Genomic DNA, 15309 nt, shown 5'->3' with positions numbered 1-15309 from the left:
CGCAGTCCACGTGCCGCTGCGCGCCACCTCGTGCCATCCGCCCCGCGTCGCACGCCCGCACGACATGCGAGGATCGATGCCGACCCGTCGATGGAGACCCCATGCGTGCACTCGTCACCACGGGCGAGCCCGGACTGCGTCTGACCGACGTGCCCGAGCCCGCCACCCCGCCAGGCCATGTCGCCGTGCGCGTGCTGCGCGCCGGCATCTGCGGCACCGACCTCCACATCGACGCGTGGGATGCGTGGGCGCAGAGCGCCGTGCGCCCCGGGCTCGTCGTCGGCCACGAGGTCGTGGGCGAGATCGTCGAGGTCGGCGACGGCGTCGCCGAGCTGCACGTCGGCCAGGTGGTGTCGGCCGAGGGCCACGTCGTGTGCGGGCAGTGCCGCAACTGCCGCGCCGGCCGCCGCCACCTGTGCATCCGCCAGTCGAACCTCGGCGTGCAGCGCGACGGCGTCTTCGCCGACCGCGTCGTGGTGCCCGCGACGAACGTGTGGGTGCACGAAGGCCGCACGCTCGAGGGCGTCTCGGGCGAGGAGCTCGACGTGCTCGGCATCTCGGATCCGCTCGGCAACGCCGTGCACACGGCACTGAAGTTCCCCGTGATCGGCGAGGACGTGCTCGTGACGGGCGCCGGCCCCATCGGGCTCATGGCCGCCGCCGTCGTGCGGCACGTCGGGGCGCGGCACGTGCTGCTCACCGACGTCGCCCCCGCGCGGCTCGAGCTCGCTCGGGCCATGGGCTTCGAGGCGATCGACGTACGCGCGCACCGCATCGAGGATGCGCAGCGCCGCTTCGGCATGCGCGAGGGCTTCGACGTGGCGCTCGAGATGTCGGGGGCGCCGAGCGCGCTGCCCGCGATCATCGACAACCTCAACTTCGGCGGGCGCATCGCGATGCTCGGCCTGCCGTCGCAGTCGATCGACATCGACTGGGGCAAGGTCGTGAGCCACATGCTCACGATCCAGGGCATCTACGGTCGCGAGATGTACGAGACCTGGTACGCGATGTCGGGTCTCGTCGCGACGGGCCTCGATGTGTCGCCCGTCATCACGCACCGCTTCGCGTTCGCCGACTGGCGCGAGGCGTTCGAGGTCGCGCGCTCCGGTGGCGCGGGCAAGGTCGTGCTCGACATGACGAGGGAGGGCTGATGTACGGCATCAAGGATGCGCTGGCGGCCGAGCTGGCGGAGATCGACGAGGCGGGGCTCTTCAAGCGCGAGCGCGCGATCGCCGGGCCGCAGGGCGCGATGGTGACGGTGCGCGACGCATCGGTGCTGAACCTGTGCTCGAACAACTACCTGGGGCTCGCCGACCATCCGGCGATCGTCGAGGCGGCGAAGGCCGCCCTCGACGACTGGGGCTTCGGCATGGCGTCGGTGCGCTTCATCTGCGGCACGCAGGAGCAGCACCTCGAGCTCGAGCGGCGGCTGTCGGCCTTCCTCGGGCAGGAGGACACCATCCTCTACTCGTCGTGCTTCGACGCGAACGGCGGACTCTTCGAGACGCTGCTCGGCGCCGACGACGCCGTGATCTCGGACGCGCTGAACCACGCGTCGATCATCGACGGCGTGCGGCTGTCGAAGGCGGCCCGCTACCGGTATGCGAACCGCGACATGGCCGAGCTCGAGGCGCGGCTGCAGGAGGCGCAGGGCGCGAGGCGCCGGCTCGTCGTCACCGACGGCGTGTTCTCGATGGACGGCTACCTCGCGCCGCTCGAGGCGATCTGCGACCTCGCCGAGCGCTACGACGCCATGGTCATGGTCGACGACAGCCACGCCGTCGGCTTCACGGGCGCGACGGGCGCGGGCACGCCCGAGCACGCCGGCGTCTCGGGCCGCGTCGACATCGTCTCCGGCACCCTCGGCAAGGCGCTCGGCGGCGCATCCGGCGGCTACGTCTCGGCGCGCACCGAGATCGTGGCGCTGCTGCGCCAGCGGTCGCGGCCGTACCTCTTCTCGAACGCCCTCGCCCCATCGGTCGTCGCAGGCTCGATCGCCGCGCTCGACCTCGTCGAGGGCGCCGGCGAGCTGCGCGAGCGGCTGCAACGCTCGACGGCGCGCTTCAAGGCCGGGATGGAGGAGGCGGGCTTCGAGCTGCTGCCCGGCACGCATCCCATCACGGCCGTCATGTTCCACGACGCGCGCCTCGCGGCCGACATGGCCGACGCGATGCTCGAGGAGGGCGTGTACGTCACCGCCTTCTCGTTCCCCGTCGTGCCGCGCGGCGAGGCCCGCATCCGCGTGCAGATCTCGGCCGCGCACTCCGACGACGACGTCGACCGCGCGATCGCGGCGTTCGTCGCGGCCCGAGCGCGCGTGCAGGGGTGACCACCTCCGCCTACCCCCTGCCGCGCGGGCGTCGCCGCGGGCGCTCGCGGCTCGTCCGCCTCGCACGGCTGTGGCGCACGCGGAGGCCGCGCCGCTTCACCGAGAAGGTGCGCTACAAGATGCAGCGCGACCGCCGCGACCTCGTCGTGACGTTCGCCGACAAGGCGGCGGTGCGCGATCACGTCGCCGCTGCCGGGTTCGCGCATCTGCTGCCCGAGGCGTACGCCGTGCTCGACCACGCCGACGAGCTGCTCGCGCTCGACCTCCCCGACTCCTTCGTCATGAAGCCGACGCACGGCAGCGGTGCGGCGATCGTCGTGTCGCACCGCGCACCCGCCGACGCCGTGCTGCCGCGCCCCGAGTGGGGCTGGGCGTACGCGCACGTGCGCCCCGAGGCGACCGACCGCGAGACGCTGCGCGCCATCGCCGACGGATGGTGCGGCCGGCTCTACGGCAGGGGGCCGAACGAGGAGTGGGCCTACAGCCGCATCCGCCCCCGCATCATCGTCGAGGAGCTGCTCGCGGGCGCCGACGGCGGCATCCCCGACGATGCCAAGCTCTTCGTCTTCCACGGCCGCGTGCAGTACGTGCAGGTCGACTCGGGTCGCTTCGGCACGCGCACGCAGGACTTCTTCGACCGCGAGTGGCGGCATCTGCCGCTGAGCGGCGGCCCGCCCTGGTCGGAGACGCCGCCGCCGCGCCCCGAGCGCCTCGACGAGATCCTCGCGATCGCCGAGCGCCTCGCCGCCGGCACCGACTTCGTGCGCGTCGACCTCTACCTGCTGCCGGAGCGCATCGTCTTCGGCGAGCTGACGAGCTACCCGGCGGGCGGGCACAGCCCCTTCTTCCCCTCGTCGTACGACGAGGAGTTCGGCAGCCACTGGACGGTGCCCGCGCGGTACCGCTGAGCGCGGGGAGCGGCGGATGCGTCGCGCCCGCGCCGAGGGGCGACGCGGGCGACGCGGGTCGCGTCGGTCGCCATGTGACGTCGCGCCTCGCGCTCCCTCGCCGCCGCTGCGAGCGTGGTGGCATGGCACGCATCCGCGACCGCGAGCACGACGCATGGTGAGCGACCGTCGGCAGCCCACCGCGCCGCATCCCTACGACCTGCGCGACCGTGCCCGGCTCTCCCGTGCGTCGAGCCGCAAGTGGAGCCTGCACCCGGGCACGATCGGGGCGTGGGTGGCCGAGATGGACTTCGGCACGGCGCCTGCGGTGCAGGAGGCGCTGCAGCGCGCGATCGCCGACGAGGTGCTCGGGTACCTCTCGCCGGCGCTGGCGGGCGACCTCGCCGACGCGACCGCCGACTGGATGCGCGACGCCTACGGCTGGCAGGTCGACCCCGATCGGGTGCACGCGGTCTCCGACGTGATGGCGGCGCTGCGCGTCGCCGTCGAGGAGTACAGCCCCGAGGGATCGGCGGTCATCGTGCCGACGCCCGCCTACATGCCCTTCCTCACCTACCTGCCCACGCTCGGCCGCGAGGTGGTCGAGGTGCCCGGCACCGTGGTCGACGGGCGCTGGCAGCACGACCTGGACGGCATCGACCGCGCCTTCGCGGCCGGCGCCCGCACGCTCGTGCTCTGCAACCCCCACAACCCGACGGGCACCGTCCTCGGCCGCGACGAGCTGCTGGCGATCTGCGAGGTCGTCGAGCGGCACGGCGGCCGCGTCTTCGCCGACGAGATCCACGCCCCCATCCGCTTCGACGCGCACGAGCACGTGCCCTACGCATCCATCTCGGATGCGGCGGCGGCGCACGCGACCACCGGCACGAGCGCCTCGAAGGCGTGGAACGTGCCCGGGTTGAAGGCGGCGCAGCTCATCACGTCGAGCGACGCCGACGAGGAGCGCTACGGGCGCTTCGGGTTCTCGGTCGTGCATGGCGCGTCGACGCTCGGCGTCGTCGCGGGCATCGCGGCGTATCGCGATGGTCGCGCCTGGCTCGACGATGCCCTTGGCTACCTCGACGCGAACCGCCGCGCGCTCGCGGCGCTCGTCGCCGAGCACCTGCCGGACGTCGAGATGCGCGCGCCGGAGGCGACGTACCTGGCCTGGATCGACGCATCCGCCCTGGGCCTCGCCGATCCCGCGACGTTCTTCCGCGAGCACGCCGGCGTCGCGCTCACCGACGGCGCGCTGTGCGGCAGGGGGTCCGAGGGGTTCGTGCGCCTCGTGTTCGCGACGCCGCGACCGCTCCTCGAGGAGGCGGTCGCGGCGATGGGACGTGCCGTGCGCGCCCGCTGAGCGGCCGGCCGCCGTCAGGACGCGCCCGCGACGGCGACGCCCGCTCCCTTCGGCGGCCTCGCGCTCGCCTGCGCGGCGCGCGGGGCCGCCGGGAGCGGGCGTCGTGTCACACGACGACGCGCTCGCGGTCGGCTCCGCGCACGCGCCGTGCGCCGTCGCCGAGGGATGCGAGCTTCGCCCACGCGATCTGCGGGTGCACGCGACCACCGAGTCCGCAATCCGTCGACGCGATCACGCGGTCCGGGCCCACCACGTCGACGAACCGCTCGATGCGCTGCGCGACGAGGTCGGGGTGCTCGACGACGTTGGTCGCGTGGCTGACGATGCCGGGCACGAGCACGAGGTCGTCGGGGACGGACGCCGCCTGCTCCTGCCACACGGTGTGCTCGTGCTCGTGCCGCACGTTCGCCGCCTCGAACGACAGCGACCCCACGCGCGCCTCGAGCACCACGGGCAGGATGTGCCGCAGCTCGACGTCGGTCGTGTGGGGTCCATGCCACGATCCCCAACAGAGGTGCAGGCGCACGAGCTCCCGCGGCAGGCCCTCGATGGCGTGGTTGAGCGCCTCGATGCGGATGCGCGTGAACCGCTGGTAGTCCTCGATGCTCGGCTCCGGGCGGATCTGATCGAAGTTCTCGGCGAGCGACGGGTCGTCGATCTGCACGACGAGCCCCGCGTCGGTGATGGCCCTGTACTCCTCGCGGAGCGCATCCGCCCACGCGAAGATGTGCTCCTCGTCGCTCGCGTAGTGCTGGTTGCCGACGCGGGCGGCGCTGCCGGGAGAGATGGCGGTGAGGAAGCCTCGCTCGCCCGGCTGCAGGGCGGCCGTGAGGTTCTGCACGTCGGACTGCACCTGGGCGAGACCCGTGTAGCGGATCGGGCCGGTCGTCGTCGGGAAGGCCGTCGCCTGCTCGCCGGTGCCGATGCCGCTCGTCGGGTCGGCGTAGGCGTCGGCGAAGGCCGTGAAGTCGCGGCGATCGAGGAACGCCGTGAGGCGCACGTCGCCGGGCTCGGACAGCACCGGGGTGGGCGTGAAGAAGTCGGTCTCGGTGAGCGACAGCCCCGAGAAGCGCTGGAACGAGTACGTCCACCATGCGCCGTAGTCGATCGGGGCGCGCATCGTATGGCCGTACTCGCCGTCGCCGAGCAGCGTGATGCCGGCCTGGCGCTGGCGGTCGACGACGTCGGCGACCGCGGCCGCCACGGCCCGCTCGTGCTCGTCGGAGGGGATGAAGGTGAAGCCGTCGTCCGACAACGGCCGGGCGGCGTTCGCCTCGAGCAGCGCGGGCGTGCGGGGCAGGCTGCCTGCCGTGGTGGTCTGGATGCTCATGGTCCCGACGGTAGGCGCGCGGCGGGGTGGGCTTCCAGGGCGGCCGACACGGTGCGTCATGCGCGCGGTGCGACGGCCTGGAAGGCGGCCGACACGGTGCGTGGCGCGGTCGGCGCGCACCGCCTCGTCCCGCATCCGTGCACGGGGCGACGCGCGGATGCGGGGCGGGCGCGGCGGCCTGCGACCCGGCTACGACGCGCGCAGGTTCGCGCGCAGGCCGCCTCGGACGAGCTCGCGGCGCAGGATGCCGCGGCGTCGGAGGATCGGCACGAGGTCGTCGAGCACGCGATGCACCGTGACGGGGTGGAGGTCGCCCCACAGCAGGAACCCGTCGTTGTCGACCGCCTCGCCGAGGTGCTCGATGCGGTCGGCGAGCTCGTCGGCCGTGCCGACGAGACCGCCACCGACCGCGACGTCGCTCGAGGTCGTGCGCCCCAGCCGGGCGTGCGCTGCGAGCAGCTGCCGCAGCGGCGTCGTCGTCGCGTCGTGCGCGCCGACGAGGCGGGCGATGCTCCCGTGCGACACATGGTCGCCGAAGGTGCCCGGCGGGATGGGCGCATCCACGTCGAGGGCCGTGAGGTCGGTCTCGAGGTCGCTCGACTGGCGCCGTGCGATCGCGAGGATCGTGGCGTCGTCGGGATTCGCCGACGCTCTCACGAGTCGATCCGCCTCCTCGGCGCTCGCCGTGATCGTCGGCTGGATCGCGAAGAGGATCGTGACGTCGTCGGGCTGCCTGCCCGCGGCGATCGCCGCGTCGTGGATGCGTGCGCGATGGGCGCGCAGCCGCTCCGGCTCGAGCGACGAGAGCGCGAGCTGCACGTCGGACATCGCTCCCGCGAACGCGAGGCCACGGCCGGAGCCACCCGGCGAGACGATCACCGGCTCGCCACCCGTGAACGGCACGGCGTTCAGCGGCCCGTCGAACGCGAAGTGCTCGCCCCGGTGCCGCGTCGCCGCGAGGCGGCCGCCATCGGCGAAGACGCCGGACGCGCGGTCCTCGACGAGCGCGCCCTCCGGCCACGAGCGCCACAGCGCCCGCACGCCCGAGAGCCACTCCTCCGCGCGGTCGTACGCTGCGTCGTGATCGAGCGGCGGCGCGTCGCCGAAGTGCCGCGCGCTGCCGGTGTCGGTCACGACGTTGACGCCGAGCCGGTGCCCGCTGAGGTGCTGCAGCGTCGCGAGCTGCCTCGCCGCGGTGTACGGCGGCAGGGCGGCGGGGTTCACGGTCGGGACGATGCCGATCGCCTCGGTCGCGGCGAAGAGGTACGGCGCGAGCAGCAGCGGGTCGTGCTTGGGGCCGCCGAACGCGTGCCGCACGCGCAGGTCGATCGTGGCGGGGCTGCCGAGCGAGGGCGCATCCTCGATGACGAGCAGCTCGATGCCCGCCCGCTCGAGCTCGCGCACCGACTGCTGGTAGAGCGCCGGCTCGGTCCAGCGATGGTCCCAGTCGAGGTACGGGTGCCCCCATCCCTGGGGTCCGAACCCGCGGGCGAGGAACCAGCCGAAGTGCTGCAGCCTGCTCACGAGCGCCTCCTGCTCATGCGCCGGCCGCGGCGAGGCCGCGCTCGAGGTCGCGCAGCAGGTCGTCGACGTCCTCGATGCCGACCGAGATCCGCAGCGTGCCCGGACCGATCCCCGCCGCCTCGAGCTCGGCGTCCGTGCGCTGCGCATGGCTCGTCGTGCGCGGATGCAGGATGAGCGAGCGCACGTCGCCGAGGTGCGTCATCTGCGTGAACAGCTCGAGGGCGTCGACGAGCCGTCGCGCCGCCTCCTGCCCGCCGTGCAGGTGGAAGGCGAACACCGAGCCCTGCCCGCGCGGCAGGTAGCGGTCGGCGAGCGCGCGGTACGGACTGCCTGCGAGGCCCGAGTAGTCGACGGACGCCACCTGCGGCTGCCGTGCGAGCCACTCGGCGATCGCGAGCGCGTTCTGCGAGTGGCGCTCGACGCGCAGCGAGAGGGTCTCGATGCCCTGCCCGATGAGGAAGGCGGTGAGCGGCGACACGGTGGGGCCGAAGCGCACGGCGAGGTCGCGGAGCGCTGCCATCCTGGCGAGGCCGCCGTGGCGCTCGGCCCGGCTCGGCCCGCCGAGGCGACTCCGTGCCACGAGGTGGGGGTAGCGCTCGCCGTCGCGCGCGGCGTCGAAGCCGCCCGCATCCACGATGACGCCGCCGAGCACCGAGCCCTGCCCGGCGAGGAACTTGCTCGCCGAGTGCACGACGAGGTCGGCGCCGTGCTCGATCGGCCGCAGCAGGTACGGGGTCGCGAGGGTGCTGTCGACGACGAGCGGCACCCCGTGCGCGTGCGCGACGTCGGCGACGGCGCGGATGTCGACGAGGTCGTTGCGAGGGTTCGGGATCGCCTCGGCGAGCACGGCGCGCGTCTCGTCGCGGACGGCGGCCGACCAGTCGGCGGGCTCGTCGCCCACCACGAAGGTCGTCGCGATGCCGAGCCGCGCGAGCTCCTCGAGCAGGAGGCTGCGCGTGCCCTCGTAGAGGCTCGCGCCGGCGACGACATGGCCTCCGCTGCCCACGAGCCCGAGCAGCGCGACGACGATCGCCGCCTGCCCGCTGCCGACGAGGAGCGCCTCGGCGCCGCCCTCCAGCTGCGCGATGCGGCGCTCGACCGCCGTGATCGTGGGGTTCGCGACACGCGTGTACGAGTAGCCCTCGCCGGTGCGGAAGTGCTCCACGGCCTCGTCGAACGCGTCGAACGGGAAGCCGGCCGCCATGTGGAGCGGCGTCGTGCGGGTGCGCACGGGCTCCTCGACCTCGACCGGCTGCAGCTGGCGCGTGGCGAAGGCGAGCTCCGAGGTGGCGGGGTGGCGGCGCAGCATGGTGCGACTACGCTGCCACGCGCGGGGCGCCTGCGCGTGAACGCTACGTCTCGTGACGCCGCGCCATCTCGTGCGACCCGTCATGCCGACGTGGTGGCCGACGCCGACGGCTCGGAGGCGTCGGGCGTGCGCCGAGCCTCGAGCGGCAGGCGGGGTGCAGACGGCAGGCGGGCGAGATCAGGGCGCGGTGGCGCAGCGCGTCCTCGAGGCGCTCGCTGGGCCGGGACTGCGCCTGCGCGACGACCAGCAGACGGCGAAGGCAGCCACCGGACGGTGCCGCGCCGCTGCCGCTGAGGCTCGGCTCGGCGTCCTCAGCGTCCGCCAGGCAGCTCCGCCGGCTCGGCGACGAGCGCACGCAGCGCGTCGGCGCCGACGTTCGCGCCGAACGCGGGCGTGCCAGGCTCGAGCCGTGCACCCGCGGCGAGGCCGCCGATCACGACGGGGTCGAAGCCCATCGCGTCGACGAGCTCGGCCGCGATCGCGAGGTCCGTCGCGTCGTCGCCCGCCATCGCGATCGCCCGGCGCTCGGGGTGGCCGGCGACCCGGGCTGCCTCGTCGAGGTCGTGGTAGCCCATGTGGTTGAAGGCCTTCACGACGCGCGCATCCGCATCCGCCAGCACCCGCTGCACGAGCTCGGACGACGAGATGCCCGGGGGCACGACGCGCTCGCGCGGGCCGTCGACCTCCCACCAGTGGTTCGTCGCGTCGAGCACGAGGCGCCCGCGCAGCGCATCCACGGGCAGCGTGCGCACCTTGCCGAGCGGCAGCGCGAGGATGACGACGTCGGCACCCGCGGCCTCGGCGGCCGTCACGGCGTGCGCGCCGGGCGTGAGCACGTCGGTCGACAGGGCGATGCGCTCCGCCGCGCCCGAGCCTGCCACGAGCACGCGGCGTCCGGTCGCGAGCGCGAGGCGCGCGAGCACCGTGCCGAGCCGGCCGGCGCCCAGGATGCCGACCGTCTGCGCCGTCCCGGCCGTCTCGTCCGGCTCGATCGCGGCGCTCATCGCACCGCCGCCGGAGCGGGTGCCTCGGCCAGCAGCTCGCGCACGCGCGGGATGACCTGCGTGCCGTACAGCTCGACCGAGCGCAGGCGCGCGGAGGCCGAGACGGCGCCCGCGGCGGAGTAGATCATGTCGAAGCGGCCGGCATCGAGCGCGCGGATCGCGGCCGCGACGCGGCGAGCGACCGTGTCCACCGAGCCGACGAGCAGCGAGCCGTGCGCGACCTCGGCGGCGAACTCGTGCTCGCGCATCGGCGGCCAGCCGCGCAGCGCTCCGATGCGGTCGCGGATCTCCCGGTAGCCGGGGTAGAACAGCGCCGTCGCCTCCTCGTCGGTGTCGGCGACGAAGCCCGGCGAGTGCATGCCGATGGGCAGGGTCGGCTGGCCGAGCTGCTCGGTGGCACGCCGGTAGAGCTCGGCGTACGGCGCGAAGCGGTCGGGGCTGCCGCCGATGATCGCGAGCATGAGGCCGAAGCCGTAGTGCGCGGTGCGCAGCACCGACTGCGGCGACCCGCCGACGCCGACCCACGTCGTGAGCCTGCCCGACTCGGTCTTCGGGTGCACGTCGGCCTCGTGCAGCGCGGCACGGGTCGTGCCCTCCCACGTGACGGGCCGCTCGTCGAGCAGGCGCGAGAAGAGCTCGATCTTCTCCTCGAAGAGCACCTCGTAGTCGGCGAGGTCGAAGCCGAACAGCGGGAACGACTCGGTGAACGACCCGCGGCCGAGGATCACCTCGGCGCGCCCGTTCGACAGCGCATCCACGGTCGCGAAGCGCTGGAAGACGCGCACGGGGTCGTCGGACGACAGCACCGTGACGCCGGATGCGAGCCGGATGCGCTGCGTCGCGGTCGCGATGCCCGCGAGCACCGTCTCGGGGCTCGAGATCGCGTACTCGGGGCGGTGGTGCTCGCCGAGCGACACGACGTCGATGCCGACCTGATCGGCGAGGATCGCCTCCTCGACCGTCGCGCGGATGGCGGCGGCGGGATGCATGAGGGCGCCCGAGTCGTCGCGCGGCAGGTCGCCGAAGCTGTCGATGCCGAACTCGATCTGCGAGACGTTCATGGTCGGTGCTCCTCGTGGGTGCTGGCTCGCGCCGCCGCTCGGTGGACGGGCCGTCGCGAATGATTGACATGTGCATCATCTCGACGGATGGTGGACATGTCAACTACCCTGTCCGCATGGCCAGGACGTCGAGGGATCTGCCGACGAGCGACGAGCTCGCCGCCTGGCGCGAGCACGTCGAGACGTTCGAGATCGTGCGCGCGCGCATCGCCGCGCAGCTGCAGCGCGACTCTGGGCTCTCGGCCGGCGACTACAAGGTGCTGCTCGCGCTGAGCGAGAGCGAGGGCCGCACGCTGCGGTCGTCGAGGCTCGCGTCGCTCATCGAGTGGGAGCGCAGCCGCCTGTCGGCGCAGCTCGGCCGCATGGAGCGGCGCGGGCTCGTGCGCCGCGAGCCGTGCGCCGAGGACGCACGGGGGTCGAACGTCGTGCTCACCGACGCGGGCGCCGACGCGTTCCGCGCCAGCACCATCCCGCACCTGCGCGCCATCAAGGAGCTCTTCGTCGACGCCTTCACGCCCACGCAGCTCGCCGTGCTGCGCGACGCATCCGCCGCGATGCGCACCCACCTGGAGGCGACGTCGCGATGACCGACGCCGACGCCCGCCGGGCGACCGTGGTGGTGCTCGGCGGCGGGCAGGCGGGCCTGTCGGCGGCGCACCACCTCGCGCGTCGCGGCTTCGCGAGCGCGCTCGACGCACCGCACGCGCCCCGCACGTTCGTGGTGCTCGACGCCGAGGACGGCCCCGGTGGCGCGTGGCGGCACCGGTGGGCGTCGCTCACGATGGCGACCGTCAACGGCATCTTCGACCTCCCCGGCTTCCACCGGCAGCCGGGTGACGCTGCCGAGCCGGCGCGCGATGCGGTGCCCGCCTACTTCGCTGCGTTCGAGCGCGCGGAGTCGCTGCCCATCCTGCGGCCCGTCCGCGCCCTGTCCGTCACGCGTGCGGACGGCGATCCGCGCGGCGCGCTGCGCGTCGCGACGACGCACGGCACGTGGGAGGCGCGCATCGTCGTGAACGCGACCGGCACGTGGACGAATCCCAGGATCCCCGCCGTCCCCGGCGCCGAGACCTTCCACGGGACGCAGCTGCACACGCGGGACTACGTCTCGCTCGACGCGTTCGCCGGGCAGCGGGTCGCCGTGGTGGGTGGCGGCATCTCGGCGGTGCAGCAGCTCGAGGAGATCTCGCGCGTCGCCGACGCGCGCTGGTACACGCGCCGCGAGCCGGTCTTCCGCGACGGCGGCTTCATGCCCGAGGTCGACGGCCGCGACGTCATCGCCCGCGTGATCGCCGACGTCGAGGCGGGGCGGCCGACCGGCAGCGTCGTGTCGTACACGGGACTCGCGTGGACCCCGTACGCCATCGCCGCGCGCGACCGCGGCGCGCTCGTGCGCCGGCCGATGTTCACCCGCATCGAGCCCGGCGGCGTGCGCGAGGCCGACGGCACGCTCACGCCGATCGACGCGATCCTGTGGGCGACGGGCTTCCGCGCAGCGCTCGCCCACCTCGGACCGCTCGGCCTGCGGAACGACCTCGGGGGCATCGCGATGCGCGGCACGCAGGTCGCCGACGAGCCCCGCGTGCACCTCGTCGGCATCGGGCCGTCGCAGTCGACCGTCGGCGCGAACCGCGCGGGCAGGGATGCGGTGCGCACGATCGAGCGGTGGCTGGATGCGGAGGCGGCTGCAGCTTGAGGCGGGGGGCCGTGCGAGCGGGGTCGCGACGGACGCTGGTTCGCGGGGCCTGGCAGCACGCGGCACATGCCGCGAGCCGGCCCCGGCGACCCCGGCCGAGCGTCCAGAGGGACGGGCAGCGCTGCGAGGCTCACGGCTCGGACCACGTCGCGGCGTGCCACGATGACCCGGTGCCCGAGACTCCGCATCCGCTCCTCTCGCGCCTCGTCGGCATGCGGCTCGCCTCCGTGCAGTTCGTCCTGAACGACTACGTGCGACTTCACTTCGAGTCGAATGCGCTCGACGGGGAGATGCCCATCCTCGATTGCTTCGCATGGCCGCGCATCGAGGTCCGAGGCCGCGTCTGGGCCGAGGCGGACGCTGGCTACGGCGACGTCATGCGACGGCTCGCTCCAGGAGACGTGCTCGAGGTCGTGGAGGTGCCCGGGCACGGCATGCGCATCGTCCTCGACACCGGCGCCCTGATCATCGACCCGCGGCTCGACGAGGTCGTCGTCGAGATCGCTCTGCTGAACATGGGAGACGGCGGCTGGGGCGTCTGGCGACCTGGTGACCATCCCTTCGCCCACCTCCGCTAGGCGGCTTCGTCTCGGTGACCTCGAGGTGCGGTCGACGTCGGACGGTGCGCCTAGCCTCGAGGGGTGAGCGGGGTGCGGGCGATGGGTGAGCAGGACGAGGGCGCGGTGGCGCAGCGGGTCATCGAGGCGCTCGCCGGGCCGGGGGCGCGGCTGCGCGACGACCAGCAGACGGCGGTCGACGCCCTCGCGGCGGGCGACGGTGCGCGCGTGCTCGTCGTGCAGCGCACCGGATGGGGCAAGTCGGCCGTGTACTGGGTGGCGACGGCGCTGCGGCGCGCGCAGGGCCACGGGCCCACGCTCGTCGTGAGCCCGCTGCTGTCGCTCATGCGCGATCAGGTGGCCGCCGCGCAGCGTGGTGGCCTCGTCGCCGCGGCGATCAACTCGTCGAACGTGGGCGAGTGGCGCGAGATCGAGCGCGCGCTCGCCGACGACGAGATCGACGTCGTGCTCGTCTCGCCCGAGCGCCTCGCGAATCCCGGCTTCGGCGCCCGGGTGCTCGACGCCATCGGCCACCGGCTCGGCCTGCTCGTGATCGACGAGGCGCACGCGGTCTCCGACTGGGGCCACGACTTCCGGCCCGACTACCGCCGCGTGTCCGACGTGCTGCAGCGTCTCTCGCCCGCGACGCCCGTGCTCGCCACGACCGCGACGGCCAACGAGCGCGTCACGGCCGACGTCGCGGCGCAGCTCGGCACCACCGCGGGCACCGAGACGCTCGTGCTGCGCGGTCCGCTGTCGCGCGCATCCCTCGCGCTCAACGTGCTGCCGGCGCTCTCGCCGATCGAGCGCTACGCGTGGGTCGTCGACCACCTGCCGACGCTGCCGGGCTCGGGCATCGTCTACGCCCTGACTGTCGCCGACGCCGAGCGCCTCGCGACGGCGGTGCGGGCCGTGCACGGCGACGCGCTGCGGGTCGAGGCGTACACGGGGCAGCTCGAGCCCGCGGTGCGCGAGCGGCTCGAGGACGACCTGCTGCAGAACCGCGTCAAGGCGCTCGTCGCGACGAGCGCCCTCGGCATGGGCTACGACAAGCCCGACCTCGGATTCGTCGTGCACGTCGGCGCGCCGCCCTCCCCCGTGTCGTACTACCAGCAGGTGGGCCGTGCAGGGCGAGGCATCGAGCACGCCGAGGTCGTGCTGCTGCACTCCGAGTCGGACGCGGGCGTGTGGGACTACTTCGCGACCGCCACGATCCCCGACGAGCAGCAGATGCAGACACTCCTCGCCGAGCTCGCCGCCGAGCCCGCATCCGTCGTCGACCTCGAGGCGCGCACGGGCCTGCGGCGCACGCGCGTCGAGCTCATGCTGAAGCAGCTCGCGGTCGACGGCGTCGTCGAGCGGTCGGCCGACGGCTGGTCGTCGACCGGCACCCCCTGGCACTACGACCGCGCGCACTACGACGGCGTCGTCGCCGTGCGGCGCCGCGAGGCCGACATCATGCGCGACTACGCCCGCGGCAGGCGGTGCCTCATGCAGCTGCTGCAGGAGTCGCTCGACGACCCGACGGCTGCGCCGTGCGGGCGCTGCTCCGTGTGCACGGGCACGCTGTCGGAGGGCCTCGCCGGCGCGCCGCGGCCCGAGACGGTGCGCGCCATCAGCACGGCGCTGCGCGGCAGCGCCCACGAGCTCGAGCCGCGCAAGATGTGGCCCGGCGGCGCGCTCGGCCGCGGCCGCATCCCCGAGTCGCGGCGCGCCGAGACCGGCCGCGTCATCGTGCACGCCGACGCCCCCGAGTGGTCGGATGCGCTGCGCGCCGCGATCGCAGGCGACGCCGGCGCGCTCGACGAGCTCGGGCAGGCCGCGGTCGCGACGCTCGGCGCCTGGCGCACGACGTGGCCCTCGCGTCCCGAGGTCGCCGTCTCGCTGCGCGCCGCATCCGACGCGGGCACCCTCGCCGCCGCGATCGCCGAGCGGGTCGCGAGCGCCGGACGCCTCGACCTCGCCCACGCGACGGTCGGCGACATCCCGAGCCGCGACCTCACCTCGGCCGACGAGGCCGCAGCCTGGCAGCGGTCGATCCAGACGCCTGGCGACGTCGCGGGCCGCGCCGTGCTGCTCGTCGTCGACGCATCCGCATCGCAGTGGCCCGTGACCATCGCCGCGGCGCAGCTGCGCGATGCGGGTGCGACGCACGTGCTGCCACTGCTCGTGCACCGACGCGTCTGACGCCTCAGGCGTCCCCCGCGCTCGCCGCGTCGTTCGCAGCATCTCCAGGGCCGATCGTCAAGCCT

The 15309-nt window shown here is 74.1% G+C and carries 13 protein-coding genes; 8 read left to right on the top strand and 5 right to left on the bottom strand.

Features of this window, described 5'->3' with window-relative positions:
- Positions 1-101 precede the first annotated feature (101 nt).
- The 4 genes from tdh to ACFQPP_RS14590 all read left to right on the top strand — a co-directional run bounded on the left by tdh (position 102) and on the right by ACFQPP_RS14590 (position 4576).
- Positions 102-1151: an L-threonine 3-dehydrogenase gene (gene tdh / locus ACFQPP_RS14605; RefSeq protein WP_376917390.1), complete on the top strand. Its 1050-nt coding sequence runs from the start codon at positions 102-104 to the stop codon at positions 1149-1151.
- Positions 1151-2329, top strand: a complete 1179-nt coding sequence (locus tag ACFQPP_RS14600) for a glycine C-acetyltransferase (protein WP_376917389.1) — start codon at positions 1151-1153, stop codon at positions 2327-2329. Before tdh ends, ACFQPP_RS14600 begins: the two co-directional genes overlap by 1 nt.
- Positions 2326-3237: an ATP-grasp fold amidoligase family protein gene (locus ACFQPP_RS14595; RefSeq protein ID WP_376917388.1), complete on the top strand. Its 912-nt coding sequence runs from the start codon at positions 2326-2328 to the stop codon at positions 3235-3237. The genes ACFQPP_RS14600 and ACFQPP_RS14595 overlap by 4 nt, the downstream gene beginning before the upstream one ends.
- Before the next feature lie 154 nt (positions 3238-3391).
- On the top strand, positions 3392-4576 hold the full coding sequence (locus ACFQPP_RS14590) for a MalY/PatB family protein (protein WP_376917387.1): 1185 nt from the start codon (positions 3392-3394) through the stop codon (positions 4574-4576).
- A gap of 106 nt (positions 4577-4682) precedes the next feature.
- Here the strand turns inward: ACFQPP_RS14590 and ACFQPP_RS14585 are convergent, their stop codons facing one another.
- The 5 genes from ACFQPP_RS14585 to ACFQPP_RS14565 form a co-directional block, all read right to left on the bottom strand.
- A complete protein-coding gene (locus tag ACFQPP_RS14585) occupies positions 4683-5906 on the bottom strand; it encodes a cobalamin-independent methionine synthase II family protein (RefSeq protein WP_376917386.1) in 1224 nt (407 codons plus the stop codon).
- Positions 5907-6095: 189 nt separating this feature from the next.
- Positions 6096-7430, bottom strand: a complete 1335-nt coding sequence (locus tag ACFQPP_RS14580) for an LLM class flavin-dependent oxidoreductase (RefSeq protein ID WP_376917385.1) — start codon at positions 7428-7430, stop codon at positions 6096-6098.
- Positions 7431-7443: 13 nt separating this feature from the next.
- Positions 7444-8739 (bottom strand): O-acetylhomoserine aminocarboxypropyltransferase/cysteine synthase family protein, encoded by a 1296-nt coding sequence (locus ACFQPP_RS14575; protein ID WP_376917384.1) that lies wholly within the window; start codon positions 8737-8739, stop codon positions 7444-7446.
- Positions 8740-9050: 311 nt separating this feature from the next.
- Positions 9051-9743, bottom strand: coding sequence for an NADPH-dependent F420 reductase (locus tag ACFQPP_RS14570; protein ID WP_376917383.1), 693 nt, complete (start codon positions 9741-9743; stop codon positions 9051-9053).
- Complete coding sequence (locus ACFQPP_RS14565) at positions 9740-10804, bottom strand: Atu2307/SP_0267 family LLM class monooxygenase (protein ID WP_376917382.1); 1065 nt, start codon at positions 10802-10804, stop codon at positions 9740-9742. Before ACFQPP_RS14565 ends, ACFQPP_RS14570 begins: the two co-directional genes overlap by 4 nt.
- 116 nt (positions 10805-10920) lie before the next feature.
- On the opposite strand from ACFQPP_RS14565, the gene ACFQPP_RS14560 reads away from it, so the two are divergent.
- The 4 genes from ACFQPP_RS14560 (at position 10921) to ACFQPP_RS14545 (ending at position 15244) form a co-directional block, all read left to right on the top strand.
- Complete coding sequence (locus ACFQPP_RS14560) at positions 10921-11391, top strand: MarR family winged helix-turn-helix transcriptional regulator (RefSeq protein WP_376917381.1); 471 nt, start codon at positions 10921-10923, stop codon at positions 11389-11391.
- Positions 11388-12500 (top strand): NAD(P)-binding domain-containing protein, encoded by a 1113-nt coding sequence (locus tag ACFQPP_RS14555; protein ID WP_376917380.1) that lies wholly within the window; start codon positions 11388-11390, stop codon positions 12498-12500. The genes ACFQPP_RS14560 and ACFQPP_RS14555 overlap by 4 nt, the downstream gene beginning before the upstream one ends.
- Positions 12501-12670: 170 nt before the next feature.
- On the top strand, positions 12671-13078 hold the full coding sequence (locus tag ACFQPP_RS14550; RefSeq protein ID WP_376917379.1) for a hypothetical protein: 408 nt from the start codon (positions 12671-12673) through the stop codon (positions 13076-13078).
- Positions 13079-13141: 63 nt separating this feature from the next.
- On the top strand, positions 13142-15244 hold the full coding sequence (locus ACFQPP_RS14545) for a DEAD/DEAH box helicase (RefSeq protein ID WP_376917378.1): 2103 nt from the start codon (positions 13142-13144) through the stop codon (positions 15242-15244).
- Positions 15245-15309 lie beyond the last annotated feature (65 nt).

The sequence above is a fragment of the Agrococcus sp. GCM10030265 genome (assembly GCF_042666675.1).
In the GTDB taxonomy this organism is placed as follows: Bacteria; Actinomycetota; Actinomycetes; order Actinomycetales; family Microbacteriaceae; genus Agrococcus.
This window is presented reverse-complemented; position numbering and strand designations above follow the sequence as displayed.